Source organism: Yoonia sp. (genome assembly GCF_036007805.1).
GTDB lineage: Bacteria > Pseudomonadota > Alphaproteobacteria > Rhodobacterales > Rhodobacteraceae > Yoonia.
The window spans coordinates 1-24338 of the sequence record NZ_DASYOK010000168.1; the positions used below are offsets into that span (position 1 = coordinate 1).

At 57.8% G+C, this 24338-nt stretch carries 24 protein-coding genes and 1 tRNA gene; 13 read left to right on the top strand and 12 right to left on the bottom strand.

Translation table 11 applies throughout. The features are described from left to right. The 3 genes from VGP75_RS09830 to VGP75_RS09840 form a co-directional block, all read right to left on the bottom strand. The coding region (locus VGP75_RS09830; protein ID WP_327543490.1) for a dihydropteroate synthase at positions 1-737 on the bottom strand (737 nt) is incomplete at its 3' end. Between the two features lie 12 nt (positions 738-749). Further along, positions 750-1679 (bottom strand): methylenetetrahydrofolate reductase, encoded by a 930-nt coding sequence (locus VGP75_RS09835; protein ID WP_327543491.1) that lies wholly within the window; start codon positions 1677-1679, stop codon positions 750-752. Between the two features lie 41 nt (positions 1680-1720). After that, on the bottom strand, positions 1721-2017 hold the full coding sequence (locus VGP75_RS09840; protein ID WP_327543492.1) for a virulence factor: 297 nt from the start codon (positions 2015-2017) through the stop codon (positions 1721-1723). 251 nt (positions 2018-2268) lie between these two features. On the opposite strand from VGP75_RS09840, the gene VGP75_RS09845 reads away from it, so the two are divergent. Both VGP75_RS09845 and VGP75_RS09850 read left to right on the top strand, forming a co-directional pair. Further along, the gene (locus VGP75_RS09845; protein ID WP_327543493.1) at positions 2269-3381 is read left to right on the top strand and encodes a Ppx/GppA phosphatase family protein; all 1113 of its coding nucleotides are present in this window, start codon (positions 2269-2271) and stop codon (positions 3379-3381) included. A 15-nt stretch (positions 3382-3396) separates the two neighbouring features. Next, on the top strand, positions 3397-4125 hold the full coding sequence (locus tag VGP75_RS09850; protein WP_327543494.1) for an RlmE family RNA methyltransferase: 729 nt from the start codon (positions 3397-3399) through the stop codon (positions 4123-4125). Here VGP75_RS09850 and VGP75_RS09855 read toward each other — a convergent pair. Further along, positions 4111-4869 carry a DeoR/GlpR family DNA-binding transcription regulator gene (locus tag VGP75_RS09855; RefSeq protein WP_327543495.1) on the bottom strand — a complete coding sequence of 253 codons (759 nt, stop codon included), beginning with the start codon at positions 4867-4869 and terminating at the stop codon, positions 4111-4113. The two genes, VGP75_RS09850 and VGP75_RS09855, sit on opposite strands and share 15 nt — an antisense overlap. A gap of 172 nt (positions 4870-5041) precedes the next feature. Between VGP75_RS09855 and glpD the strand changes: the two genes are divergently transcribed. Continuing rightward, a complete protein-coding gene (glpD, locus tag VGP75_RS09860; protein WP_327543496.1) occupies positions 5042-6583 on the top strand; it encodes a glycerol-3-phosphate dehydrogenase in 1542 nt (513 codons plus the stop codon). Positions 6584-6608: 25 nt separating this feature from the next. Further along, positions 6609-8105, top strand: coding sequence for a glycerol kinase GlpK (gene glpK, locus VGP75_RS09865; RefSeq protein WP_327543497.1), 1497 nt, complete (start codon positions 6609-6611; stop codon positions 8103-8105). Here glpK and VGP75_RS09870 read toward each other — a convergent pair. Next, positions 8102-8698, bottom strand: coding sequence for a gamma-glutamyl kinase (locus VGP75_RS09870; protein ID WP_327543498.1), 597 nt, complete (start codon positions 8696-8698; stop codon positions 8102-8104). The genes glpK and VGP75_RS09870 overlap by 4 nt on opposite strands. 194 nt (positions 8699-8892) lie before the next feature. Here VGP75_RS09870 and recA point away from each other — a divergent pair, with 194 nt between their 5' ends. The 3 genes from recA to VGP75_RS09885 all read left to right on the top strand — a co-directional run bounded on the left by recA (position 8893) and on the right by VGP75_RS09885 (position 13137). Next, positions 8893-9975, top strand: coding sequence for a recombinase RecA (recA, locus tag VGP75_RS09875; protein WP_327543499.1), 1083 nt, complete (start codon positions 8893-8895; stop codon positions 9973-9975). Between the two features lie 178 nt (positions 9976-10153). Beyond that, positions 10154-12853, top strand: a complete 2700-nt coding sequence (gene alaS / locus VGP75_RS09880; protein ID WP_327543500.1) for an alanine--tRNA ligase — start codon at positions 10154-10156, stop codon at positions 12851-12853. Beyond that, positions 12850-13137: a DUF1330 domain-containing protein gene (locus VGP75_RS09885; protein ID WP_327543501.1), complete on the top strand. Its 288-nt coding sequence runs from the start codon at positions 12850-12852 to the stop codon at positions 13135-13137. Before alaS ends, VGP75_RS09885 begins: the two co-directional genes overlap by 4 nt. Before the next feature lie 92 nt (positions 13138-13229). Here the strand turns inward: VGP75_RS09885 and typA are convergent, their stop codons facing one another. After that, positions 13230-15047 (bottom strand): translational GTPase TypA, encoded by a 1818-nt coding sequence (gene typA, locus VGP75_RS09890; protein ID WP_327543502.1) that lies wholly within the window; start codon positions 15045-15047, stop codon positions 13230-13232. A gap of 290 nt (positions 15048-15337) precedes the next feature. Between typA and VGP75_RS09895 the strand changes: the two genes are divergently transcribed. Then, the gene (locus VGP75_RS09895; protein WP_327543503.1) at positions 15338-16246 is read left to right on the top strand and encodes a transferrin-binding protein-like solute binding protein; all 909 of its coding nucleotides are present in this window, start codon (positions 15338-15340) and stop codon (positions 16244-16246) included. Positions 16247-16309: 63 nt separating this feature from the next. Here the strand turns inward: VGP75_RS09895 and VGP75_RS09900 are convergent, their stop codons facing one another. Both VGP75_RS09900 and VGP75_RS09905 read right to left on the bottom strand, forming a co-directional pair. Continuing rightward, entirely contained in the window at positions 16310-17518 is a 1209-nt protein-coding gene (locus tag VGP75_RS09900) for an NADP-dependent isocitrate dehydrogenase (protein ID WP_327543504.1), read from the bottom strand. Between the two features lie 96 nt (positions 17519-17614). Beyond that, a tRNA-Ile gene (locus tag VGP75_RS09905) sits at positions 17615-17691 on the bottom strand. A gap of 156 nt (positions 17692-17847) precedes the next feature. Here VGP75_RS09905 and purM point away from each other — a divergent pair. From purM to VGP75_RS09925, 4 genes are all read left to right on the top strand, one after another. Beyond that, positions 17848-18891: a phosphoribosylformylglycinamidine cyclo-ligase gene (gene purM, locus VGP75_RS09910; RefSeq protein ID WP_327543505.1), complete on the top strand. Its 1044-nt coding sequence runs from the start codon at positions 17848-17850 to the stop codon at positions 18889-18891. After that, the gene (gene purN / locus VGP75_RS09915; protein WP_327543506.1) at positions 18888-19484 is read left to right on the top strand and encodes a phosphoribosylglycinamide formyltransferase; all 597 of its coding nucleotides are present in this window, start codon (positions 18888-18890) and stop codon (positions 19482-19484) included. The genes purM and purN overlap by 4 nt, the downstream gene beginning before the upstream one ends. A 76-nt stretch (positions 19485-19560) precedes the next feature. Next, the gene (gene rnd / locus VGP75_RS09920) at positions 19561-20718 is read left to right on the top strand and encodes a ribonuclease D (RefSeq protein WP_327543507.1); all 1158 of its coding nucleotides are present in this window, start codon (positions 19561-19563) and stop codon (positions 20716-20718) included. Between the two features lie 60 nt (positions 20719-20778). Next, a complete protein-coding gene (locus VGP75_RS09925; protein WP_327543508.1) occupies positions 20779-21189 on the top strand; it encodes a SufE family protein in 411 nt (136 codons plus the stop codon). On the opposite strand, the gene VGP75_RS09930 is transcribed toward VGP75_RS09925, so the two are convergent. From VGP75_RS09930 to VGP75_RS09940, 3 genes are read right to left on the bottom strand one after another with little or no spacing between them, the layout of a single operon-like run. Then, on the bottom strand, positions 21186-21812 hold the full coding sequence (locus VGP75_RS09930; protein WP_327543509.1) for a DUF1638 domain-containing protein: 627 nt from the start codon (positions 21810-21812) through the stop codon (positions 21186-21188). The genes VGP75_RS09925 and VGP75_RS09930 overlap by 4 nt on opposite strands. Beyond that, positions 21802-21990 (bottom strand): hypothetical protein, encoded by a 189-nt coding sequence (locus VGP75_RS09935; RefSeq protein ID WP_327543510.1) that lies wholly within the window; start codon positions 21988-21990, stop codon positions 21802-21804. The genes VGP75_RS09930 and VGP75_RS09935 overlap by 11 nt, the downstream gene beginning before the upstream one ends. Positions 21991-22040: 50 nt before the next feature. Then, positions 22041-22748 (bottom strand): cobalamin B12-binding domain-containing protein, encoded by a 708-nt coding sequence (locus VGP75_RS09940; protein ID WP_327543511.1) that lies wholly within the window; start codon positions 22746-22748, stop codon positions 22041-22043. Between the two features lie 133 nt (positions 22749-22881). Between VGP75_RS09940 and VGP75_RS09945 the strand changes: the two genes are divergently transcribed. Then, positions 22882-23964, top strand: a complete 1083-nt coding sequence (locus VGP75_RS09945; protein WP_327543512.1) for a PA0069 family radical SAM protein — start codon at positions 22882-22884, stop codon at positions 23962-23964. A 74-nt stretch (positions 23965-24038) separates the two neighbouring features. On the opposite strand, the gene VGP75_RS09950 is transcribed toward VGP75_RS09945, so the two are convergent. Continuing rightward, the coding region (locus VGP75_RS09950) for a homocysteine S-methyltransferase family protein (RefSeq protein WP_327543513.1) at positions 24039-24338 on the bottom strand (300 nt) is incomplete at its 5' end.

The window sequence follows — 24338 nt, forward strand, 5'->3', positions numbered from 1 at the left end:
GCGTTGTTGATGCCGTGACGGTTCGGCAGACCGAAGCTGATGTTTGATGCACCACAGGTCGTGTTCACGCCCAGTTCTTCGCGCAAGCGCCGCACCAGCGTAAAGACCTGCAAACCGGCAGTTCCCATCGCGCCAATTGGCATGACCAGAGGGTCGACTACGATATCATGGGCGGGAATGCCAAAATCAGCGGCGCGTTCCACGATCTTCTTGGCGACCGCAAAGCGCACGTCCGGATCTTCCGAAATACCTGTGTCATCGTTTGAAATCGCCACGACCGGCACGTTGTATTTCTTCACCAGCGGCAGCACCAGTTCCAACCGCTCTTCCTCGCCGGTGACCGAGTTCAGCAGGGGCCGCCCTTCGGCTGCGGCCAGACCGTTTTCCAACGCACCGGGAACCGAACTGTCGATGCACAAGGGCACATCCACAATCGCCTGCACACGTTCGATCATTTCCTTCATCAAAGGCGGCTCAACAAAGTTGTTGTCCGCATAGCGCGGGTCTTCGGCCATTTTGTTGGAAAAGACAGCGCCAGAGTTGATATCAAGGATATTTGCGCCCGCCGCGACCTGTGCGATGGCGTCCGCCTCGACGCGGGAAAAATCGCCGCGTTCGAGTTCTTCGGCCAGAATTTTGCGGCCTGTGGGGTTGATCCGTTCACCGATCACGCAAAAGGGCTGGTCGAACCCGATAATGGCAGTCTTGGTTTTGGATTCAACAATCGTGCGTGTCATTATGAGCGGTCCTTAGGATTGAGATGCTGGAACGGCAGAAGCGCCGCCATTTGCGATGGCCCAGGTGGCATTCGTCTTGATGCCGCCAAGGGGGAAGAAGTGGACGTTGGTGATGTTGAAGTCCGGGTTGGCCGCCTTATGCGCTGCCAGTTCCGTCAGGACTTCGGTTGGCTCATAGGGCAGCAGCAGCTTGGTCACATCCATCGCACGCTTTTGCAGCACCTTCAAAGAAGGCCCAACGCCGCAGGCAATGGCGAATTTGATCAGTGTTTGCAGTTTTGCCGGACCGGCAATGCCGATGTGAACGGGGATCGTGATGCCAGCGTCTTTCAGGGCATCAGCCCAAGCGATAATCGGGCCTGCATCAAAGGCGAATTGTGTGGCCAGCGCCATTTCGGCGTCGGTTGTTTCAGAGAATTTCTGTTTCCAGCGGAGCGCGTCCATGACGTTCTTGTCTGATCCGTCCTTGTCGATGTCGCGGTTGCCTTCGGGATGTCCCGCGACATGCAGCCGCTTGAAACCAGCCTTGTCAAAGAGACCGCTTTCCAGCAGTTGCATGGAAGAATGATAGTCGCCATGCGGTGTTGCCACGCCACCGGCCAGCAACAGCGCCTGATCGACGCCCGCCTCGCCCTGATAGCGCGCAATCCAGTCGGCCAGTGTTGCCTCATCCTTGATGATCCGCGCGGGGAAGTGCGGCATCACCTTATAGCCGTCCGTAGCCAGCCGTTTGGCTGTTGCGACCATGTCTTCAATCGGTGTGCCCTCGATATGGGCGATATAGACCCGCGTGCCAGCGGGCAGCAGTTCACGGAAATCTTCGACCTTTTCGGCGGTGCGGGGCATCACTTCGATGGAATAATCCTTCAGGAAGGCTTCCATCTGGGCATTGACGGTCGGGGTGGCGACCTCTTTGGATTTGCGGAATGAGAGCAGTGACATAACGACCTCCGATAGGCGCGTGGGGAAAGGGGGCGGGGTCTTCAAGCCCAACCGTCATTGGCAATGAGCGTCTTGATGCGCTCTTGGTCATATTCGGCAACGATCCTGGCGACAGTGGCTTCTGCTGCTTCTTGATCGGTGCCATCGACAGGAATTGGATCAGCCTTGCGAAAACCGGCCATGTAATCATCGGACTCAGCCGCACCTGATTTCATCGCAGCGCGGTCAATCGCCTGTTCAAACCGTTCCGGCAGGGGCAGCTTCACCCCGCGCCGTCCACGGCCCACAATGACCTGCGCTGGCATGTCGCGCCAATAGACGATCGTGACGTCGGCCATATGTGATTCCTCTCGTTTCTATTGCTCTCGTTCTATCATCGCATTGCCCCCTTCAATGTCGGTTTTCGACCTCCATTGTGCAGTGAGCGACGAGGCATTTGCTATCCGATCCGCAGCGGGACGGCTATCGGCAGGCATCTTCAAATTTTGCATAATCGTTGTGAGCCGCGCACGCGAATGTACGACAAGACTTGTGCAAAGTCTTTTCCCCGCCTAGCTTGAGGGTAACTCGAAAATGGAGGGCGTAGACAATGGCGCCCAAGCGTCCCGATGGTGCGGGCGCGTTCCCCAAAGCGGTCGATAGCCCCGCGCCGAATTCGCCCGATCCATCGCAGCTTTATGCGGCGCTGGATCTGGGTACAAATAGCTGCCGGATGTTGATTGCCCAACCCAAGGGCAGCCAATTCCATGTGGTCGACAGCTTTTCAAAGTCGGTGCAATTGGGCCATGGTCTGGAAAGCACCGGCAGGCTATCGCGCGCGTCGATGAACCGCACGATTTCGGCCATGCGCATATGCCGCGAGAAACTCAAACGTCATGGTGTCGAGCATATGCGTCTTGTGGCGACAGAGGCATGCCGTCGTGCGCTGAATGGCGACAGTTTTGTGGCCCAGGTGCGCCGCGAGACTGGCCTCAATCTGGAAATCATCAAACCCGAGGAAGAAGCGCGTCTTGCGGTGATTTCCTGCGCGCCACTGGTCAGTGTGAATACTGAGCAGCTTTTGGTTGTGGATATTGGCGGCGGCTCGACCGAACTGGTCTGGATTGATCTGACCCATGTTCCCAAGCGCGAACGCCCCCGCGCGATCATGCGCCTGCATGCGGGGTTCAAATCCGATCCCGGGCCTTTCGCTGCGGCCAAGGTTGTAGACTGGATTTCGGTGCCTTTAGGTGTCGCCACGCTGCGTGACCAGTTCGAAGATGTCGAAGATGATGCCGCGCGTTTCGCGCTGATGAGCTGGTTTTTTGAAGAGAACCTCGAAGAGTTTTCTCCCTATGCTGCCGCTCAGGCGCGTGAGGGGTTCCAGATTATCGGCACCAGCGGCACGGTGACAACGGTTGCCGCGAGCCATCTGGGCCTGAAACGCTATGACCGCACCAAGGTGGACGGTTTGCGCATGACGACCGACCAGATTGATGCGGTGATCCGTGATTACCTTGTGCTAGGGCCCGCAGGACGCCGCAATGACCCGCGTATCGGCAAGGATCGGCAGGCCCTGATCATGTCGGGGGCTGCGATTTTGCAGGCGCTGATGCGGCTTTGGCCGACTGATCGTCTGTCCGTGGCGGATCGCGGCCTGCGTGAAGGGCTGCTTTATGCCCAGATGTCCGCGCATGGGGTCTTGGAAGACACCCCGTTTTAGGGTTAAGGCGCTGTCATGGTGAAACGTCCCACAAAAAAGAATACCTCCGGTCGCGGGCAACGCGATCTGCACGTGAAGGTAAAGACCGCCCGCGGGCGCAAACTCAGCTCGACCCAATGGTTGCAGCGGCAATTGAACGATCCTTATGTGAAACGCGCGCAGGCCGAAGGGTATCGCGGGCGCGCGGCCTATAAAATTCTTGAGCTGGACGACAAGTACCGTTTCCTCGTGCCGGGTGCGCGCATCGTCGATCTGGGCTGTGCTCCGGGCGGGTGGCTGCAGGTAGCGGTCAAGCGCGCCAATACGCTGGGTGAACGCACCAGCAAGGCGCAGGGCTTTGTTCTGGGTGTGGACCTGCAAGAGGTCGAACCGATTGCAGGGGCCGAAATTCACCAGCTGGATTTCATGGAAGACGACGCCGACGTGAAGGTCAAGGAATGGTTGGGCGGCAAAGCCAATGTGGTGATGTCCGACATGGCAGCCTCGGCCTCGGGGCACAAACAGACCGACCACAACCGCATTATCGCGCTTTGCGAAGCGGCGGCCTATTTCGCATTCGACGTGCTGGAAGAGGGCGGGACATTCGTGGCCAAGGTTCTGGCCGGCGGGGCCGAGGGTGATTTGCAGAAGCTGCTGAAAGCGCGGTTTACGAAGGTTGCGAATGTCAAACCGCCTGCGTCACGGTCGGACAGTTCCGAAAAGTTCGTGGTGGCGACAGGGTTCAAGGGGTCAGACGAAGCGTAGCTGCGTCCCCCAATCTGCACACTGATTAATCAGCGCTTCCGACGGCACGCGGTCCGTTACAAAATAATCCACCTGCGCCAGTGACGCTATTTTCACAGGGGCTTTGCGTGTGAATTTCGTGCTGTCGGCCACGAGGACTGTCGCCCGTGCCGCCTTGATGACCTGTTGGCTGACCCGCACCTCTTCTGGGTCGAAGTCCAAGAGGTCGCCGCTCAGGTCGATGGCCGACGCGCCGATCACAGCGAAATCAACCTTGAAGCGGTCGATGGCCAGCGCGGCCAGATCCCCCACCAGCCCGCCATCCGATCGCCGCAGGCTGCCGCCCGCCACCACCACATCGCAACTGGGATTGCTGGCAAGGATATTGGCCACGTTGAGGTTGTTGGTCACCACCATCAGGTTACGGTGGGCATGAAGTGCATGGGCGACCGCCTCGGTCGTGGTGCCGATGTTAAGGAACAGCGAGGCGTTGTCAGGAATAAGCTGCGCCGCGCGCCGTGCGATCCTGATCTTGCTGTCGCGGTTCAACGCGCGCCTGTCACCATAGCCGATGTTGCTGACACCCGAGGGCAGCACAGCCCCGCCGTGTATCCGCTCCAGCAGACCTGCCGCGCAAAGCTGGCGCAGGTCGCGGCGGATGGTTTGTACCGCAACGCCAAGGTCGTGGGCCAGCGCAGTGGCCATGACCTTGCCTTCGGCCTGGGCCATGGCGCGGATGCGGGCGAGGCGGGTATTTGTATCCATATGTTCGTTTAAGTTATAAAGCGAACAGTGAAAACCGGAAAAAGATAAGATAAAAGGGGAAAATTGCTTTCGTGTTGTTTTCGTATTCCTTTGGGCGAACACTGGTGGCGTTGTGCCTTGCACCTGTTGGGCTGTCACGTCAAACGCGGAAAAAATTGCAAAGAGACAGGTTATGAGCGCAGATTTCGACGTTTTTATCATCGGTGGTGGCATCAATGGCTGCGGGATCGCGCGTGATGCGGCGGGACGCGGGCTGAAAGTGGGGCTGGCCGAGATGAACGATCTTGGATCGGCCACATCATCGGCCTCGACCAAGTTGTTTCACGGCGGCCTGCGCTATCTGGAGTTTTTCGAATTCGGTCTGGTCCGCAAGGCGCTGGTCGAGCGGGAAGTCCTGTTGCGCAACATGCCGCATATCTCTTGGCCCATGCGTTTTGTGCTGCCTTACCACAAGGATATGCGGTTCGAGAATGACACGCCGACATCCAAGCTGCTTTCAACTGTGATGCCGTGGATGAAGGGCAGGCGGCCCGCGTGGCTGATCCGGCTGGGGCTTTTCCTCTATGACAATTTGGGCGGCCGGAAAATCCTGCCAGGCACGAAAACGGTTGATCTGACCACTGCTGACACAGGCAAACCGCTGAAGGGCAAGTTTCAAAGGGCCTATGAATATTCCGATTGCTGGGTCGAAGACGCGCGGCTTGTCGTGCTGAACGCCCGCGATGCTGAGGCGCGCGGTGCCACGATCATGACGCGCACCAAAGTGATCAGCGCCGCGCGTGTCGATGGGCAGTGGGAGATTGTGACCGAACATGATGGGATGCGACAGACCTGTACCGCGCGCGCTTTGGTCAATGCGGGTGGGCCTTGGGTTGAAAACATCGTGCGTGATGTCGCGCGGCTCAACACATCGGAAGGCGTGCGATTGGTGCGCGGCAGCCATATCGTGACCAAGAAACTGTTTGATCACGACAAGAGCTATTTCTTTCAGGGCGAAGACGGCCGGATCATTTTCGCGATCCCCTATGAAATGGATTTCACCCTGATCGGCACGACCGATGCAGAGCATGAGAACCTGTCGGAAAAGCCCTATGCCACGGATGCCGAGCAGGATTACCTTTGCGCCTTCGCATCGCAATATTTCGAAAAACCCGTCACCCGCGATGATGTGGTCTGGACCTATTCGGGTGTGCGTCCGCTCTATGACGACGGCGCCAAATCCGCGACAGCGGCGACCCGCGATTACGTGTTGTCACTTGATGAAAATGGCGCACCGCTGCTGAATATTTTTGGTGGCAAGATCACGACCTACCGCAAATTGGCCGAGAATGCGCTCAAGAAGCTGACCCCGCTGATTGGCGGAGGTGATCCTTGGACCGCCGATGCGGCCTTGCCCGGGGGGGATTTCAAGGTCAAAGACCGTGACAAGCTGGTTGCTGATCTTATGTCGGACTATCCGTTCCTGACCGACCGCTGGGCGCTGCGCCTGATCAAAGCCTACGGCACCGAGGCGCGTGCCATTTTGGGCAAGGCATCGGCAGCAAAGGATCTCGGGCAGGATTTCGGCGCGACCTTGACTGCCGCCGAGGTGAAGTGGCTGATGGCCCATGAATATGCGCGCACTGCCGAAGATGTCGTCTGGCGGCGCTCGAAACTGGGCCTGCGCCTGACGCCCGATCAAGTCGCAGGCCTTGACGCATTCATGGCGGCTTGAAACAAAAAGACAAACGGGGGGAACCATGACCTATATTCTGGCCATCGACCAAGGCACGACATCCAGCCGCGCGATCATCTTCGATGCAGAGATGCGGATCAAAGCGACCGCGCAAGAGGAATTCACCCAGCATTTTCCCAGATCGGGCTGGGTTGAACATGACCCGTCCGATATCTGGTCCTCTGTTGCCTCGACCTGCCGTGGTGCAATCGAGAAAGCGGGGATCACTGCCGCTGATGTGGCGGCGATCGGCATTACCAACCAGCGCGAAACCACGCTGGTCTGGGACAAGACCACAGGCGAGCCGATACATAACGCCATCGTCTGGCAGGACCGCCGCACAGCCGCCTTTTGCGAGGAACTGCGCCGCGAAGGGTTTGAAGCGACGATCACGCAGAAAACGGGCCTTCTGGCTGATCCTTATTTTTCGGGGACAAAGCTGCGGTATATTCTGGAAACAGTGGAGGGCGCGAAAGATCGCGCCGCGGCGGGAGAGCTCCTTTTCGGAACTGTTGACAGCTATCTGATCTGGAAACTGACAGGCGGCAAGCGGCATGTCACAGACGCTACAAATGCCGCGCGCACAATGCTTTACGATATCCGCAAAGGACGCTGGAGCACCACGATCTGTGATCGGTTCGGTATCCCCGCCGCGATGCTGCCAGAGGTCTTGGACTGTGCCGCCGACTTTGGGACCACGCGCGCCGATCTTTTTGGCAAAGAGCTACCGATCCTTGGTGTCGCGGGCGATCAGCAGGCCGCGACTATCGGGCAGGCGTGTTTTGAACCGGGGATGCTGAAATCGACCTATGGGACAGGGTGTTTTGCGCTACTGAACACAGGCGACACATTGGTTGAGAGCCAGAAACGCCTGTTGGGCACAATTGCCTATCAATTCGATGGCAAGCCCACCTACGCACTGGAAGGGTCGATCTTTATCGCGGGGGCGGTGGTGCAATGGCTCCGTGACGGGCTGAAAATTATCCGCGAGGCGAAAGAGACACAGCCACTGGCAGAGACGGCTGATCAGGGGCAAGAGCTTTATCTGGTCCCGGCCTTTACAGGGCTTGGTGCACCTTACTGGGATGCAGAGGCGCGGGGGGCGATCTATGGCCTGACCCGCAATTCTGGGCCAGCCGAGTTTGCGCGCGCGGCCCTTGAAAGTGTCGGGTTTCAGACCCGCGATCTTTTGGAAGCAATGAAAAGCGACTGGCAAGGCGCTGAAACAACAGGCGTTTTGCGTGTTGATGGTGGGATGAGTGCGTCCGATTGGTCGATGCAGTTTTTGTCGGACATTATCGGTGCGCCAGTGGACCGGCCTACGGTTCTGGAAACCACAGCCCTCGGGGCGGCGTGGCTCGCGGGGATGCGTGCCGGTGTTTACCCTGATCAGGACGGATTTGCTGCAAACTGGGCGCTGGACAAGCGGTTCGAGCCGCAGATGGATCAGTCCACGCGCGAACGCCGCTATGCAGGCTGGCAGGATGCGGTCAACCGGACCTTGGCGCAGGGAAAACCCTAACGGCGGGCCAATTCCCAGATTTCGAATTCTTCGGCGCGTTTGTCGCGCAGCTTTGCCTTAGTATCGGGCGAGAGGGTCAGCGCCATCACGGGAGAAACGTTCTTTTGTTTCAGCTTGATGGTCAATTCAAGCCGCTCCTCGAGATACCGGATCACCCTATCCCATTGTTCATATTGGAAAAGATGGTCCACGCCGATCTCGCCTTCGTTGATGCGCAAGAACTTGTTCTGCGAACCGACGTTCGCAAAAGGCGCCGGATCGCCTTTGCAATATTCCAGCACGAAATCATCGAAACTGATCCCGCGGGTCGAGTTTTCGTGGCCGATCAGATCAGGGCGTGTGCGATAGCGATACCAACTGCCCAGCCAGTCGATGGGGTTGCGCACCACGGCCATCAATTCAGGGTCCTGTCCGCCTGCCTGCTTGAAAAAGGGCTTCAAGAATCGTTTGTAGCGGTAGCACGGCGCATGTTTCAGATGCGGCGGATCACGCAGCACCATGGATGCGCGGGGTGCCAAAGCGCCCTCCAGCGCTGTTGATCCGGTTTTGGGCACTGCCAGCAGCACCAGATTTTCTTTCCAGAAAACAAGCATTTGATCGCTGTCTTTCGTCTATTTTTGCAACAATGCTAGGCCATAAACCATTCCTTAACCACCATTCGTTGAATGTGACGCATGAAAATTTATGTTGCAATGTTCTACTTTTGATCTCATTAACGATGAGAACACAATGAGAACAAAAGCAGTGATTGCCGCCCTTGGGCCGGCGTGAAATAAGGACAGGACACATGGCAACGGCAGAACTCCTCAAAATGACTGACAAGAAAACAGCAGATAAAGAAAAAGCACTCGAAAGCGCGCTGGCACAGATCGAACGGCAGTTCGGCAAAGGCTCGATCATGAAGCTTGGTGGTCAGAACCAGATGCCAGAGATCGAGGCGACATCGACCGGTTCGCTGGGTCTGGATATCGCGCTGGGGATCGGCGGTTTGCCAAAGGGCCGTGTGATCGAAATTTATGGTCCTGAATCGTCCGGTAAAACGACACTGACCCTGCATTCCATTGCCGAAGAGCAGAAAAAGGGCGGTGTTTGCGCTTTTGTCGATGCAGAGCATGCGCTTGATCCGCAGTATGCCAAGAAATTGGGTGTGAACCTTGATGAGTTGCTGATCTCGCAGCCCGATACCGGCGAACAGGCGCTCGAGATCGTCGATACGCTGGTCCGCTCCGGTGCGGTGAGCCTTGTTGTTGTGGACTCTGTGGCGGCGCTGACACCGAAATCCGAACTCGAAGGCGATATGGGTGACAGCTCGGTCGGTGTGCATGCGCGTTTGATGTCTCAGGCAATGCGCAAGCTGACAGGCTCGATCAACCGATCCGGCTGTATGGTGATTTTCATCAACCAGATTCGCATGAAGATCGGCGTGATGTTCGGCTCGCCCGAAACCACGACCGGTGGGAACGCATTGAAATTCTATGCTTCTGTCCGTCTGGATATCCGTCGCATCGGCGCGATCAAGGACCGTGATGAGGTGGTCGGCAACGCGACCCGCGTCAAAGTGGTGAAGAACAAGGTGGCACCACCGTTCAAACAGGTCGAATTCGATATCATGTATGGCGAAGGCATTTCCAAGACGGGCGAATTGCTTGATCTGGGCGTGAAGGCGGGGATTGTTGAAAAATCCGGTGCCTGGTTCAGCTATGGAGATGAGCGGATCGGGCAGGGGCGTGAGAATTCGAAGATTTTCCTGAAAGAAAATCCGGCAATCGCGCTTGAGATCGAGGATAAGATCCGCGCGGCGCACGGGCTTGAGTTCGATATGGCCGACACCGGTGATGGCGATGGTGATGACGACCTTGTCGAAGTCTAAGCGCCACAGGTGACAGAATGAAGGAAGGGTGCCGCAGCAGCGGCGCCCTTTTTTGATGGCTGCCTCCGGCGGAAGTTTGATCGGACATGGAAAAGTATCCCCCCGTTTGTTGGTGGACAGTGCCAAGAGGCGGGGCTATTTCTGCGAGCTAACAGACATATTTGCTTGAAAGTGCGCCATGACCAGTCTTGCCGACATCCGTTCGACCTTTCTGAACTACTTTGGTTCTCAGGATCATGAGATCGTGGCCTCAAGCCCGTTGGTGCCGCGCAATGACCCGACCCTGATGTTCGCCAACTCGGGTATGGTGCAGTTCAAAAACCTGTTCACGGGTGTCGAGACCCGCGATTATACGCGCGCCACCACCAGCCAGAAATGTGTGCGCGCAGGCGGCAAGCACAATGATCTTGACAATGTGGGCTACACAGCGCGCCATCACACGTTCTTCGAGATGCTGGGCAATTTCAGTTTTGGTGATTATTTCAAGCAAGAGGCGATCCCCTATGCGTGGGAACTGCTGACGCGTGAATTCGGCATCGACAAGGACCGCCTGTTGGTGACCGTCTATCATACTGATGATGAAGCCGCCGCGATCTGGAAGAAAGTGGCCGGTTTCTCGGATGATAAGATCATTCGCATCCCGACAGACGACAACTTCTGGCGCATGGGACCGACCGGCCCATGTGGTCCCTGCACCGAGATTTTCTACGATCACGGCGATCATATCTGGGGTGGCCCTCCGGGATCACCGGAAGAGGACGGCGACCGGTTTATCGAGATCTGGAATATCGTTTTCATGCAGAACGAACAGTTCGAGGACGGCACGCTCAAGCCGCTTGAAATGCAGTCAATCGATACGGGCATGGGGCTCGAGCGGATTGGCGCTTTGCTGCAAGGCAAGCATGACAACTACGATACCGATCTGATGCGCGCACTGATCGAGGCCTCGGCCCATGTGACGTCGACCGACCCTGATGGTCCGGGCAACACGCATCACCGCGTGATCGCAGACCACCTGCGGTCCACGTCCTTCCTGATTGCCGAAGGCGTGCTGCCATCGAATGAGGGGCGTGGCTATGTGCTGCGCCGGATCATGCGCCGCGCAATGCGCCATGCCCATCAACTGGGTGGCAAAGACCCCGTGATGCATAAACTTGTCCCGGCGCTGATCCAGCAGATGGGCGGGGCCTATCCTGAACTGGGGATCGGCCAGCGTCTGATTGAAGAAACGCTGCTGAACGAGGAAGTGCGCTTTAAACAAACGCTGGATCGGGGGTTAAAACTGCTTGATGACGAAATCAGCGGTCTGGCCGAAGGTGCGGCATTGCCCGGTGCTGCGGCGTTCAAGCTTTATGACACCTACGGTTTCCCGCTTGATTTGACGCAGGACGCCCTGCGCGAAAAGGGACGCGCGGTTGATACAGCCGGGTTTGATGCCGCGATGGCAGAGCAGAAAGCCAAGGCGCGCGCCGCATGGTCCGGCACGGGTGAGGCTGCCGATAGTGCGATCTGGTTCGATATCGCGGATGCGCATGGCGCGACGGATTTTCTGGGCTATGAGACCGAGACTGCCGAAGGGCAGGTCGTGGCGATTGTCGATGCGTCTGGCAAGAGTATTCAGTCGCTCCAAACCGAAGGTGGATGGGGCTGGGTCGTTGTGAACCAGACACCTTTCTACGCTGAAAGCGGCGGTCAGGTGGGCGATCAGGGCTATGTGCGCGCACTCGTTGGTGACCCGGACGCGCGGGCGCCACAGTTTTCCGGCCACGTGTCTGACGTCAAGAAGATGCCGGGCGGTGTCTTTGCCCATTATCTGACGGTTGATCACGGTGAACTCTCTGTGGGCGAGCCTGTCCGTCTCGAAGTCGATCACATCAATAGGGGTAAAATCCGCGCAAACCACTCGGCAACGCACCTGCTGAATGAGGCACTGCGCGAGGTGCTGGGCGATCACATCGCACAGCGCGGGTCGTTGAACGCCCCCGATCGCCTGCGGTTTGATTTCAGTCATACCAAAGCTTTGAGCGCCGAAGAACTGGCGCAGGTCGAACATGATGTGAATGCGATCATCCGTCAGAACACCCCTGTCGAGACACGTATCATGGCACCGGATGATGCCCGCGCGATGGGCGCTCAGGCGCTATTTGGCGAGAAGTATGGCGACGAGGTGCGTGTTGTGTCGATGGGCCGGCAGGTGGGCTCGGGCAAGGGCGCTGACGGAAATACCTATTCGCTGGAACTTTGCGGCGGGACGCATGTGAAGCAACTGGGCGAGATCGGGGCATTTGTGACCTTGGGTGATAGCGCATCAAGTGCCGGTGTCCGCCGGATCGAAGCGCTGACAGGGCAGGCGGCACTGGATTACCTGCGCGCGCAGGATGCCCGCCTGAACCAAGCGGCGGCTGTGCTGAAAGCGCCGGCATCAGAGGTGGCTGACCGGATCAAGGCGTTGATGGACGAACGCAAGGCGCTGGCCAACGAAGTGGCGCAACTGCGTCGCGAAGTCGCCATGGGCGGCGGCGCGAAAGAAGCGGCACCCGCCGAGGTGATTAATGGCATCGCGTTTCAGGCGCAGGTTCTGAGTGGCGTGACCGGTAAGGACCTGCCTGCGTTGATCGACGAGATGAAGGCCTCAATGGAGAGCGGTGCGGTGGTCTTGATCGCCGATGCGAGCGGCAAGGCTGCTGTTGCGGTCGGTGTCACAGCGGATCTGACCGACCGTGTTTCGGCCGTGGATATCCTGCGGGCTGTTACGCCTGAACTGGGCGGTAAGGGCGGCGGTGGCCGTCCGGATATGGCGCAGGGTGGCGGTGCATCGGTAGAGAATGCCGATGCTGCGATTGCGGCGGCAAAGGCTGTTTTGGAGGGATTGAAATGAGCGCACTCTGGATTGCCCATGTGAAGGTCACGGACGAGGCCGCTTACGGCGAATACGCCAAGCGCGCGACAGGTGCCATTGCCGAGCACGGCGGCGTCTTTTTGGCCCGTGGCGGTGCTTATGAGCAATTGGAAGGGCCTGATCGCCCGCGCAACGTGGTTGCCCGCTTTCCCAGCCTGCAGGCCGCCCATGATTGTTATTACTCGGATGCGTACCAAGAGGCGTTGAGCTTTGCCAAAGGTGCCAGCCAGCGTGAATTGAGCATCGTCGAAGAGATCAGCTAGGCCGTCAGGCCCTTTTCCAACATGTCCTGCAAAGGAAAAACGGCAGATATGAACTATCCGCCGTTTTGTTTTTTATATTTTGATACAGGTGATCAGCTTGCGCGCGACTGGCGTTTGCGCTCGTGCGGATCAAGGTAGCGTTTGCGCAACCGGATTGCATTTGGCGTGACTTCGACCAGTTCATCGTCGTCGATATAGGCAATCGCCTGTTCGAGCGACATCGTCACGGGTGTTGTCAGGCGCACTGCCTCGTCGGTGCCAGAGGCCCGCACGTTGGTCAGCTTCTTGCCCTTCAGCGGGTTCACCTCAAGATCGTTTTCGCGGCTGTGTTCGCCGATGATCATGCCGGTATAGACAGGTTCCTGCGCGCCGATGAACATCTTGCCGCGGTCCTCAAGGTTCCACAGGGCAAAGGCGACCGAAGTGCCGTTCTCCATCGAGATCAGAACACCCTGACGGCGGCCTTCGATCTTGCCCTTGTAGGGGGTCATGCCGTGGAACAGGCGGTTCAGAACGCCGGAGCCGCGTGTGTCGGTCAGGAATTCACCGTGATAGCCGATCAGGCCACGTGACGGCACATGCGCGATGATCCGGGTCTTGCCGGCACCGGCCGGTTTCATCTCGACCAGATCGCCCTTGCGCGGGCCAGTGAGTTTTTCGACCACAACGCCCGTGTATTCGTCATCCACGTCGATGGTGACTTCTTCGACGGGTTCCATGCGTTGGCCGTCTTGCTCGGAAAAGATGACCTGCGGGCGCGAGATGGAGAGCTCAAAACCCTCGCGGCGCATGTTTTCGATCAAAACGCCCATCTGCAATTCGCCACGGCCAGAGACCTCGAAGGCGTCACCACCGGGGGTGTCGGCGATCTTGATCGCAACGTTGACTTCGCTTTCCTTCATCAGGCGTTCGCGGATGACGCGGGACTGCACCTTTTTGCCGTCACGGCCAGCCAGCGGGCTGTCATTGATGCCGAAGGTCACGGTGATGGTTGGCGGGTCAATCGGTTGCGCGGGGATCGGCACGTCGATGCTGACATCACAGAGCGTGTCGGCCACGGTGGCTTTGGTCATGCCTGCGATGGTCACGATATCGCCAGCCTCTGCCACATCGATGGGCTGCTGGGACAGACCGCGGAAGGCGAGGATCTTGGACACACGGAACTGTTCGATCTTGTCGCCGGTACGCGACAGCGCCTTGATCGTATCACCCGCTTTCAGGGTGCCTGCTTCGACACGGCCGGTCAAAATACGGCCGATGAACGGGTCCGCAGACAGGGTGGTGGCGAGCATCTGGAAGGGTTCATCCTTGCGGCTGATTTGCGCAGGGGTCGGTACATGTTCGACGATCTTGTCAAACAGCGCATCAAGGTTTTCGCGCGGCCCGTCGAGTTCTTCGTCACACCAACCGGAACGGCCCGAGGCGAACATGGTTGGAAAATCAAGCTGTTCGTCGGATGCCTCAAGGGCTGCAAACAGGTCAAAGACATCGTCAACGGCACGATCAGGTTCACCGTCAGGTTTGTCCACCTTGTTGACAACCACGATGGGGCGCAAACCAAGGGCCAGCGCCTTGGACGTCACGAATTTGGTTTGCGGCATCGGGCCTTCGGCGGCATCGACCAGCAGAACAACACCGTCCACCATCGACAGGATACGCTCGACCTCGCCACCGAAATCGGCGTGACCGGGGGTGTCGACGATATTGATGCGCGTGCCTTTCCACTCAACGGAGGTACATTTCGCAAGAATAGTGATCCCGCGCTCGCGCTCGATGTCGTTGCTATCCATTGCGCGCTCTTGTGTCGCTTCGTTTTCGCGGTAAATGCCCGACTGTTTGAGAAGTTCGTCAACGAGGGTCGTCTTGCCGTGGTCAACGTGTGCGATGATCGCGATATTGCGAATGTCCATTGGTCTGCCTTTGTGCGGAAGTTGCGGCGCGGATACCGTGCAATCGCAGCAAAAGCTACCCCTTATTGTCGCAATCCACTTTTCGCCTGCCGCAACGTTCCGTTTCCGTGGCAAATCGGCAGCCAAAGCTGTCGCCCGCCCGACCAAAAACCTGCTGTATTGCGAAAAATTGCCTGCACTGCGATAAGCACGGGAGGGCCGCCAAGATTTGGCCACATAGTTATTTAAGATGCCGAAAAGAAATGTGTTTCAGGCCTGTTTGGGCGCAAATGGATTTTAGGAACGACCATATGATTTCTCATCTCGTGAAACCTCTGTCTTTCGTCGCACTTGTGGCACTGACCGCCTGTGGCGGCGGTGGCGGCGGAGGCGATACCGATGGTGGCTCCGGCGGAGGTGGTGGGGGTGTTGACCCAACGCCAGGGTCGAACGGCCTGCCATTTGGTGCGGTGGGGCAAAGGCTTCCAGAAGCTGAAGGGCAGACCGTGACGATGAGCAGCGCAAGCTTTCAGGTGGGAAATGATCCCGAAGATGCGCCTAGCATCGTCCCCGCCACGATCACAGTAGGTGCTGACTTCTTTGACGATGGCGGCAGTTCTCTTAATGGGACAATTACGATCTTTGGCCAGACTGTTGAGATCACCAATGGTACTGGCAATTTGACCCCAGACGAAGAAGTCGTCCTGACTTATGAACCTAATCGCACGGGCACCTATGCCGCCGCAATCGAGGTGTCTGTCAGTAGCATGGACGGCATAAACGGCGAAGCCGCCTATGTTTTCGGCTTTGAAACCGATCCTGCGACGATTGCGGCGCGTCCCGGTGGAACAGTGACTTACACCGGTGATTTTCAGTCCTTTGGTTCCTTGGGGGGCGCGCCGAATTCCGAAACGGAATATGCAGGCGGCATGACAGTTGGTGTTGACTTTACAGGTACAGGAAATGCGACCGTTGCGTTGGATGGACAGGTGAACGGCACCCAAGATGTGGATATGGGCGGCACAATCGGCTTGGCCGGAAACGGCTTTGCAGGCGGGCTGACATGCGTCACCGGATGCTCGGGCACCGCATCCCAGATTGACGCAACCTTCTATGGCCCCAACGCGGATGAACTGGGCGGTGTGCTCGCCATAGATATTACGGTGACTGGTGTTGGGGCCTATGACGGTGTGGGGACGTTCATCCTGCCTGCAGAATAGACCCAAGAGATCACGTTCAAATTAAAGAGCCGCGCGACCCACGCGGCTCTTCATATTTTTGCCTTAAAGCGCCTTGTTCAGGTTCTCGTCGATCTTCTCAAGGAACCCCATGGTGGTCAGCCAGCCCTGATCGGGGCCGACCAGCAGTGCCAGATCCTTGGTCATGAAGCCGCTTTCCACGGTGTCCACGACGACCTTTTCCAAAGTCTCGGCAAAGTTCATCAGCTGCGCGTTGTCATCCAGTTTCGCGCGGTGCTTCAATCCGCCGGTCCAGGCAAAAATCGACGCAATCGAGTTAGTCGAGGTCGCTTGCCCGGCCTGATGCTGGCGGTAGTGGCGCGTGACGGTGCCGTGGGCGGCTTCGGCCTCGACGATCTTGCCATCGGGGGTCATCAGCTGGCTGGTCATCAGGCCCAATGACCCGAACCCTTGTGCCACCGTATCGGACTGCACATCGCCGTCATAATTCTTGCAGGCCCAGACGAATTTGCCCGACCACTTCATCGCCGAGGCAACCATATCGTCGATCAGGCGGTGCTGGTACTCAATCCCGGCTTGCGCGAACTTGTCTTTGAACTCTGCGTCGAACACCTCTTGGAAGAGGTCCTTGAACCGTCCGTCATAGGCCTTCAAGATTGTGTTCTTGGTCGAAAGATAGACCGGCCAGCCAAGGTTCAGACCATAGTTGAATGAGGCCCGGGCGAAATCGATGATCGAATCGTCGAGATTGTACATGCCCATCGCCACACCTGCGCCGGGGCTGTCGAAGACCTCTTTTTCAATCACGGTGCCATCGTCGCCGACGAATTTCATGGTCAGCTTGCCCGGTCCGGGCATCAGGAAATCGGTGGCTTTATACTGGTCGCCAAAGGCATGCCGCCCGATCACAATCGGGTCGGTCCACCCAGGCACAAGACGCGGCACGTTCTTGCAGATGATCGGCGCGCGGAACACCACACCTCCCAGAATGTTGCGGATCGTCCCGTTGGGTGAGCGCCACATCTTCTTGAGGCCGAATTCCTCAACGCGGTCTTCATCGGGGGTGATGGTTGCACACTTCACACCAACGCCGATTTCCTTGATCTTTTCGGCGGCATCAATCGTGATCTGGTCGTTGGTCTCGTCTCGGACCTCCATCGCGAGATCGTAGTAGAGCAGGTCGATATCCAGATAGGGCAGGATCAGCTTTTGCTTGATAAAGTCCCACATGATGCGGGTCATTTCATCGCCGTCGAGTTCGACGATGGGGTTTTCTACCTTGATCTTTGACATAATGTGTCTCCGTGGCGCAGTTAATCTGCTGCAGCCATAGCGTATCATGCCTCACACGGGAAGCCCCGGTATGCATTCGTATACTGTTGGGGGAAATGGTAGGCCCGGCAGGACTTGAACCCGCAACCAAAGCGTTATGAGCGCTCTGCTCTAACCAATTGAGCTACAGGCCCCCTTGTGAAGATTGGAGTAGCAGACTGGACGGGTGGGTCAAGCGGCAGGAATTGAAAATTCCGCGCCACATGGCCGCCGCCGGTCCGTGCGCCAATTGTTGTTCCATTTGGCGAAATGATGCGGTAACGAACGCCAAACACGACAGGAGCCCTGCTATGACCAAGAAGAATGGCCTGACCTATGCTGATGCAGGGGTCGATATTGACGCCGGAAACACGTTGGTCGAGCGGATCAAACCCGCCGCCAAACGCACCGCACGGTCGGGCGTGATGGCGGGGCTGGGCGGCTTTGGCGCGCTCTTTGATCTCAAGGCTGCGGGCTACACCGATCCGGTTCTGGTGGCCGCGACCGACGGGGTTGGAACCAAGCTGCGGATCGCGATTGATACCGGTAATGTGGACACGATTGGCATTGATCTGGTGGCGATGTGCGTCAACGATCTAGTTTGCCAAGGGGCAGAGCCCCTGTTTTTCCTTGATTACTTTGCCACCGGCAAGCTTGAACTGGATCAGGCGACACGGATTATCGAAGGCATTGCCGCAGGGTGTGAAGCCTCCGGTTGCGCGCTGATTGGTGGCGAAACCGCAGAAATGCCGGGCATGTATCATGCGGGCGATTTTGATCTGGCCGGTTTTGCCGTGGGTGCTATGGAACGTGGTGCGGAATTGCCCGCAGGCGTGCAAGACGGCGATGTTCTCTTGGGGCTTGCATCAAACGGTGTGCACTCCAACGGCTATTCGCTGGTGCGCCGCATCGTAGAAGTGTCCGGTCTGGGGTGGGACGATCCCGCGCCATTCGCGGATGACACATTGGGCACGGCTTTGCTGGCACCCACGCGGCTTTACGTCAAACAGGCGCTGGCGGCTGTGCGGGCAGGGGGCGTGCATGCGCTGGCCCATATCACCGGCGGTGGGCTGACCGAGAACCTGCCACGCGTCCTGCCCGAAGGCATGGGCGCCGAAATTGATCTGAACGCATGGGAATTGCCACCGGTATTTCAGTGGCTCGCGCAAAAGGGCGGCATGGCCGAGCCCGAAATCCTCAAGACATTCAACGCAGGCATTGGCATGGTGCTGGCGGTTGATGCACATGAGGCCTCAAAAATTACCACAGTTTTGACCGACGCGGGCGAGACCGTCCATCAACTGGGCACAGTCACGGCAGGTGAGGGCGTGCGCTACACAGGCGCGCTTTTGTGACCAAAAGAGTTGCGATACTGATTTCGGGGGGCGGGTCGAATATGGTCGCGCTCGCGCAATCCATGCACGGGGATCACCCCGCGCGGCCGGTCTTGGTGATGTCCAATGATCCGCAGGCCGGTGGTCTTGCCAAAGCGCGGGCGATGAACATCCCGACTTTGGCGATTGATCACAAACCCTATGGCAAGGACCGTGCCGCGTTTGAAGCAGCCTTGCAGAAGGCGTTGGAGACGGCAAAGCCTGACATCATCTGCCTTGCCGGATTTATGCGCATCCTGACACCGGAATTTACCGCGAAATGGGAAGGGCGGATGCTGAATATCCACCCGTCGCTTTTGCCCAAATACAAAGGGCTGCACACCCATGCGCGTGCGCTCGAGGCTGGCGATAGCGAACACGGATGTTCGGTGCATGAAGTGACCGCGGCACTGGATGATGGCCCGATCCTGGGGCAGGCGCGGATCGCTGTGCTTGTGGGGGACACGCCTGAAACGCTGGCGGCCCGTCTGCTCCCGCTGGAACACGCGCTTTACGTTGCTGTCCTGCGGCGCTTCGCGGCAGGTGACAGGACCCCTATCAATCTGGACGGGTGAAGCTGCACTTTTCATCGCTTCAGCAATCGCTTATCAGTGAACGAATGATAATTGTAAGTGCGGTTTGCGGGCAGAGATGAAGACAATCACAACCACTGAAGACTTGGCAGCGTTCTGTCAGGAAGCCGCAAAACGACCTTATGTCACCGTAGACACCGAGTTTCTGCGTGAGCGCACGTATTATTCCAAGCTCTGCCTCGTCCAGCTGGCTTATCAGGATGAGAAGGGCGCGGATGCAGCCCTTGTTGATCCGCTTGTTGAGGGGCTGTCGCTTGAGCCGCTCTATGCGCTTTTCCGCGACCAGGGCTGTGTGAAAGTGTTTCACGCGGCGCGACAGGACCTTGAAATTTTCTACGTTGATGCGGGCGTGATCCCAGAGCCACTGTTCGACACGCAGGTCGCGGCCATGGTCTGCGGTTTCGGTGAACAGGTGGGCTATGAGACGCTGGTGCGCAAAATTGCGAAATCTGATCTGGATAAATCCTCGCGCTTTACGGATTGGTCGCGCCGTCCGCTCACGGATGCGCAGGCGACATATGCGCTGGCCGATGTGACGCATCTGCGTGACATTTATGAGTATCTGTCGGCGCGTTTGGCCAAGTCAGGCCGCAGCAAATGGGTTGCCGAAGAAATGGCGGTTCTGAAAGACCCCGCGACCTATCAATCAGACCCAGAGGACGCATGGAAGCGCGTAAAGACGCGCACACAATCGGGCAAGTTTCTGGCGATCGTGCGCGAATTGGCGCGCTTCCGTGAGGATTACGCGCAAAGCCGCAACATCCCGCGCACCCGTGTCTTCAAGGATGACGCGCTGGTTGAACTCGCGTCAACCAAACCGCTTTCCGAGAATGATTTGGGCCGGTCCCGCTTGCTGCTGCGTGAGGCCCGCAAGGGCGACATCGCAAATGGCATCCTGGCTGCAATCAAGGCAGGCATGGCGGTGGCCCCAAAGGACATGCCCAAGGTTGATGGTTCCCGCGCGAAACTGCAGGTGAACCCCGCCTTGGCGGATATGCTGCGCGTGCTGTTGAAGGCCAAGACCGATGATGCCGAAGTTGCAACAAAGCTGATCGCAACCTCTGCGGATCTTGATGCGCTGGCCGCAGGCGAACGTGACGTCGCAGCCCTGCGCGGTTGGCGGCGCGAGGTGTTTGGCAATGATGCGCTGGAGCTATGTGAAGGCCGCGTCGGTTTGGCTGTGAAAGGTCAGAAGGTCATCACCGTCGCGCTTTGATCTGGACGATGCAGGGGCGCGGACCTACATGTGTCCCAGCAGCAAACCAAAGGGATGATTATGGCGAACGCCGACTTTGAAGACCTTGTCGAGACCTTCGAATTCCTCGACGACTGGGAGGACCGCTATCGTCATGTGATCGACATGGGTAAGGCGATGGAGCCGTTGGAAGACGCGCTGAAAGTGCCTGCCACCAAAGTGGACGGTTGCGCCAGTCAGGTCTGGCTCGTGCCCAAGATTGATGGCGATGTGTTCACTTTCCGTGGTGAAAGCGACGCGATGATCGTACGCGGCCTGATCGCGGTGCTTTCCGCACTCTACAACCAGCAACCGGTCAGTGAAGTGATGAAGATTGATGCGGCGGCCGAGTTGGGCCGTCTGGGCCTGAATGATCACTTGTCTGCGCAACGCTCGAACGGGTTGCGCGCAATGGTCGAGCGTATCCGTGAAACCGCGGCGGCCGCGGCCTAGGCGATTGCCGTCAGTGTTGGCGTGAGATCGCCATAGCCGGTATAGCGCCGCTCGAATTTTAGCCCGAGCTTTGCCGCGCAAGACTCTGCTTTTGCAGTTAATTCTGGATTATCCGTCTGTGCCTGATAGACCAGTTTTTCGTAATTCCCGAAATACATGTCGCGCAGTTCCGGATGGCGGCCAAGCCCAAGTGGCTCCCATACGAAGGCATCAAACTGGCGCACCAGAAAATCGGTCAGATAGAACGCGGTGATCTCGTCATGACCCGCAAACTCCTCATTGCCCTCGAAAAACGAATAGCAATGCGGCCCCGCAACCATGCCGATCCCCATCTCGGCGCAAGCGGCCTGTAACTGTCCGCCTGTCCCGCAATCGGCGTAAACGACGAAGAACGTCTCGTAAGCATCGCGATATTTAGCCACGGTTTCGCGGACCGCAGGAACAATTTTTTCAGGATGGTTGTGCAGGATGGCAGGCAGACACTGAAGATCAAGGTGATCAAGACCGTTTGCCGCTTTGATTGCCAGAATTTCGCGCGCCAATGCACCGCAGGCAATCAAAAGAACGCGCCCCTGTCCTTTTGGGGCGATCCCTTGGGTGGTCAGGATGGCATCAGTTGTCATTGCGGTCGCTGTACCTGCGCCACAGATACGCTGCACAGAGTGCCGACAGGCTCAGGATGGCAAAACCGGTCATGGGGGCCGCTTGCAGGCCGCCCAGTGCAGCAGATACCACGGCAATTGTTGCCGCCGCCGCAGCCATGACAAACACAAGGATAAAGATCAGTCGTTCAACGGGCATGTTATCCTCCTATACATTTCAGATAAGAACGACATGCCCGCTTTGAAAGGTCAGACCGTTGCTGCCGCCTGATTATGCTTGCGCGCCATAAAGGTCTTGGCCGTTTCCACCGCGACCGCCGCATCACGGCAATAGGCATCGGCACCAATGGCCTTGCCGAACTCTTCGTTCAGCGGCGCACCACCGACCAGCACGACATAATCGTCGCGCATGCCTTTTTCGACCATCGTGTCGATCACGACCTTCATATAGGGCATTGTGGTGGTCAGCAGGGCGGACATGCCAAGGATATCGGGCTTTTCGCTTTCCAAAGCGTCGAGATACGATTCAACGGCGTTGTTGATCCCCAGATCGACAACCTCGAAACCCGCACCTTCCATCATCATTGACACAAGGTTCTTGCCGATATCGTGGATGTCGCCTTTGACGGTTCCGATCACCATCTTGCCCACACGCGGCGCGCCAGTTTCGGCAAGCAGGGGCTTGAGGATAAACATGCCCCCCTTCATGGCATTGGCCGCCAGCAGCACTTCGGGCACAAACAGGATACCATCGCGGAAGTCATTCCCGACAATGGTCATACCGCCCACAAGCGCCTCGGTCAGAACGCGGTAAGGTTCCCAGCCACGCGCGATGAGGATATTCACCCCTTCCTCGATCTCTTCCTTCATTCCATCGTAAAGGTCATCGAACATCTGCGCGACGAGATCTTCGTCATTGAGTTCGGACAGGATGATGTCATCTTCTTCGTCGGACATGGCCAAGCCTTTGTATAAGTTTGCACCGCAGTATTGCGCCGGATTGAAAAATTCTAGCGGTTGTTTTCCGACATGTCCAAGAACATGACCGACCTTGTGTTGCTGATGTTCGTGAATTGTTCTAATAAAGATTATGGAAGATTTGCCAGTTCAAAAATCACACCTGACGCCTGGTCGTGCGGCACAGTCAAATCCGGATAACCGGTTTGACAGATTGCATGCCGAAGCGGTTGATGACGGCTGGACACCAGAGCAGGACTTGCCGGTTTTGCGCACGGAAATCACCGATGAGGTTGCCCGCACAGTGATCACGCGCAACACATCGCCTGATTTGTCCTTCGACCGCTCGATCAATCCCTATCGCGGCTGCGAGCATGGCTGCATCTATTGCTTTGCACGCCCCAGCCATGCGTTTCTGGGCCTGTCGCCGGGCTTGGATTTTGAAACCCGACTGGTCGCGCGCCCCAACGCGGCCGCGCAATTGCGCAAAGAGCTCGCAAACCCGCGCTACGCCCCAAAGACCATTGCGATCGGGACCAACACAGACCCCTATCAACCGGTTGAAAAATCACGTGAAATCATGCGCCAGATCTTGGAGGTGCTGGAGGCGTTCAACCATCCCGTCGCGATTGTCACGAAAGGCACCCTGATCACACGCGATAGCGATATTCTGGCACGTATGGCGGACAAGGGCCTTGTCAGGGTGGGCATTTCGATCACGACGCTTGATCCCAAAACATCCCGTGCATTGGAACCCCGCGTGCCTTCACCGGCGGCCAGATTGCGCACAATCCGCCAATTGACAGACGCAGGCGTTCCTGTGCGCGTGATGGTGTCGCCGGTTATCCCCGCGCTTACCGATCATGAACTCGAGGCGATCCTTGAAGCGGCAAAAGACGCGGGCGCCGTTGCGGCATCCTCCATTGTCCTGCGCCTGCCGCGCGAGGTGGCCACGCTATTTCGCGATTGGCTTGCCGCCCATTATCCGGACCGTGCTGCGCGCGTCATGGGCCGCGTGCGTGAATTGCATGGGGGCAAGGACTATGACCCGGAGTTCGGCAAACGCATGGTCGGTCAGGGTCCGTGGGCGAGCATGATGCAACAACGTTTCAAGCTCGCCACCCGCAAACTGAACCTCGACCGGAGCCTGCCACCCTTAAGGACAGATCTCTTCGCGCGCCCCGCACAAAGTGGCGACCAGCTTTCGCTTTTCTGACGCAAGTCCTGTTATTACTGGCCCGAAAATATCCCGGGGGAGGCCACCTCAGGTGGCCGGGGGCAGCGCCCCTCCTAGCTGCGCCGCCGTCGTCCGCGCCGTGGCGATGCTTCCGGACCGGCCCCGTCTGTACCATCGGATTCGGAAGAAAACCCGCCCAGGGCCGCGGTAATCTGGTCCAGCGTCGGCAACTCACCCTTCGGACGGGTCTCAAGTGCGGCGCGCATCGCGCGCAGGTGCTCGGGTGTCGTCCCACAACAGCCGCCAATAATTGTGGCGCCACAGTCGCGTGCAAGGACGGCATAATCGGCCATCAATTCAGGCGTGCCATCATAGTGGATGTGCCCGTCGTGATATTTGGGAATACCGGCATT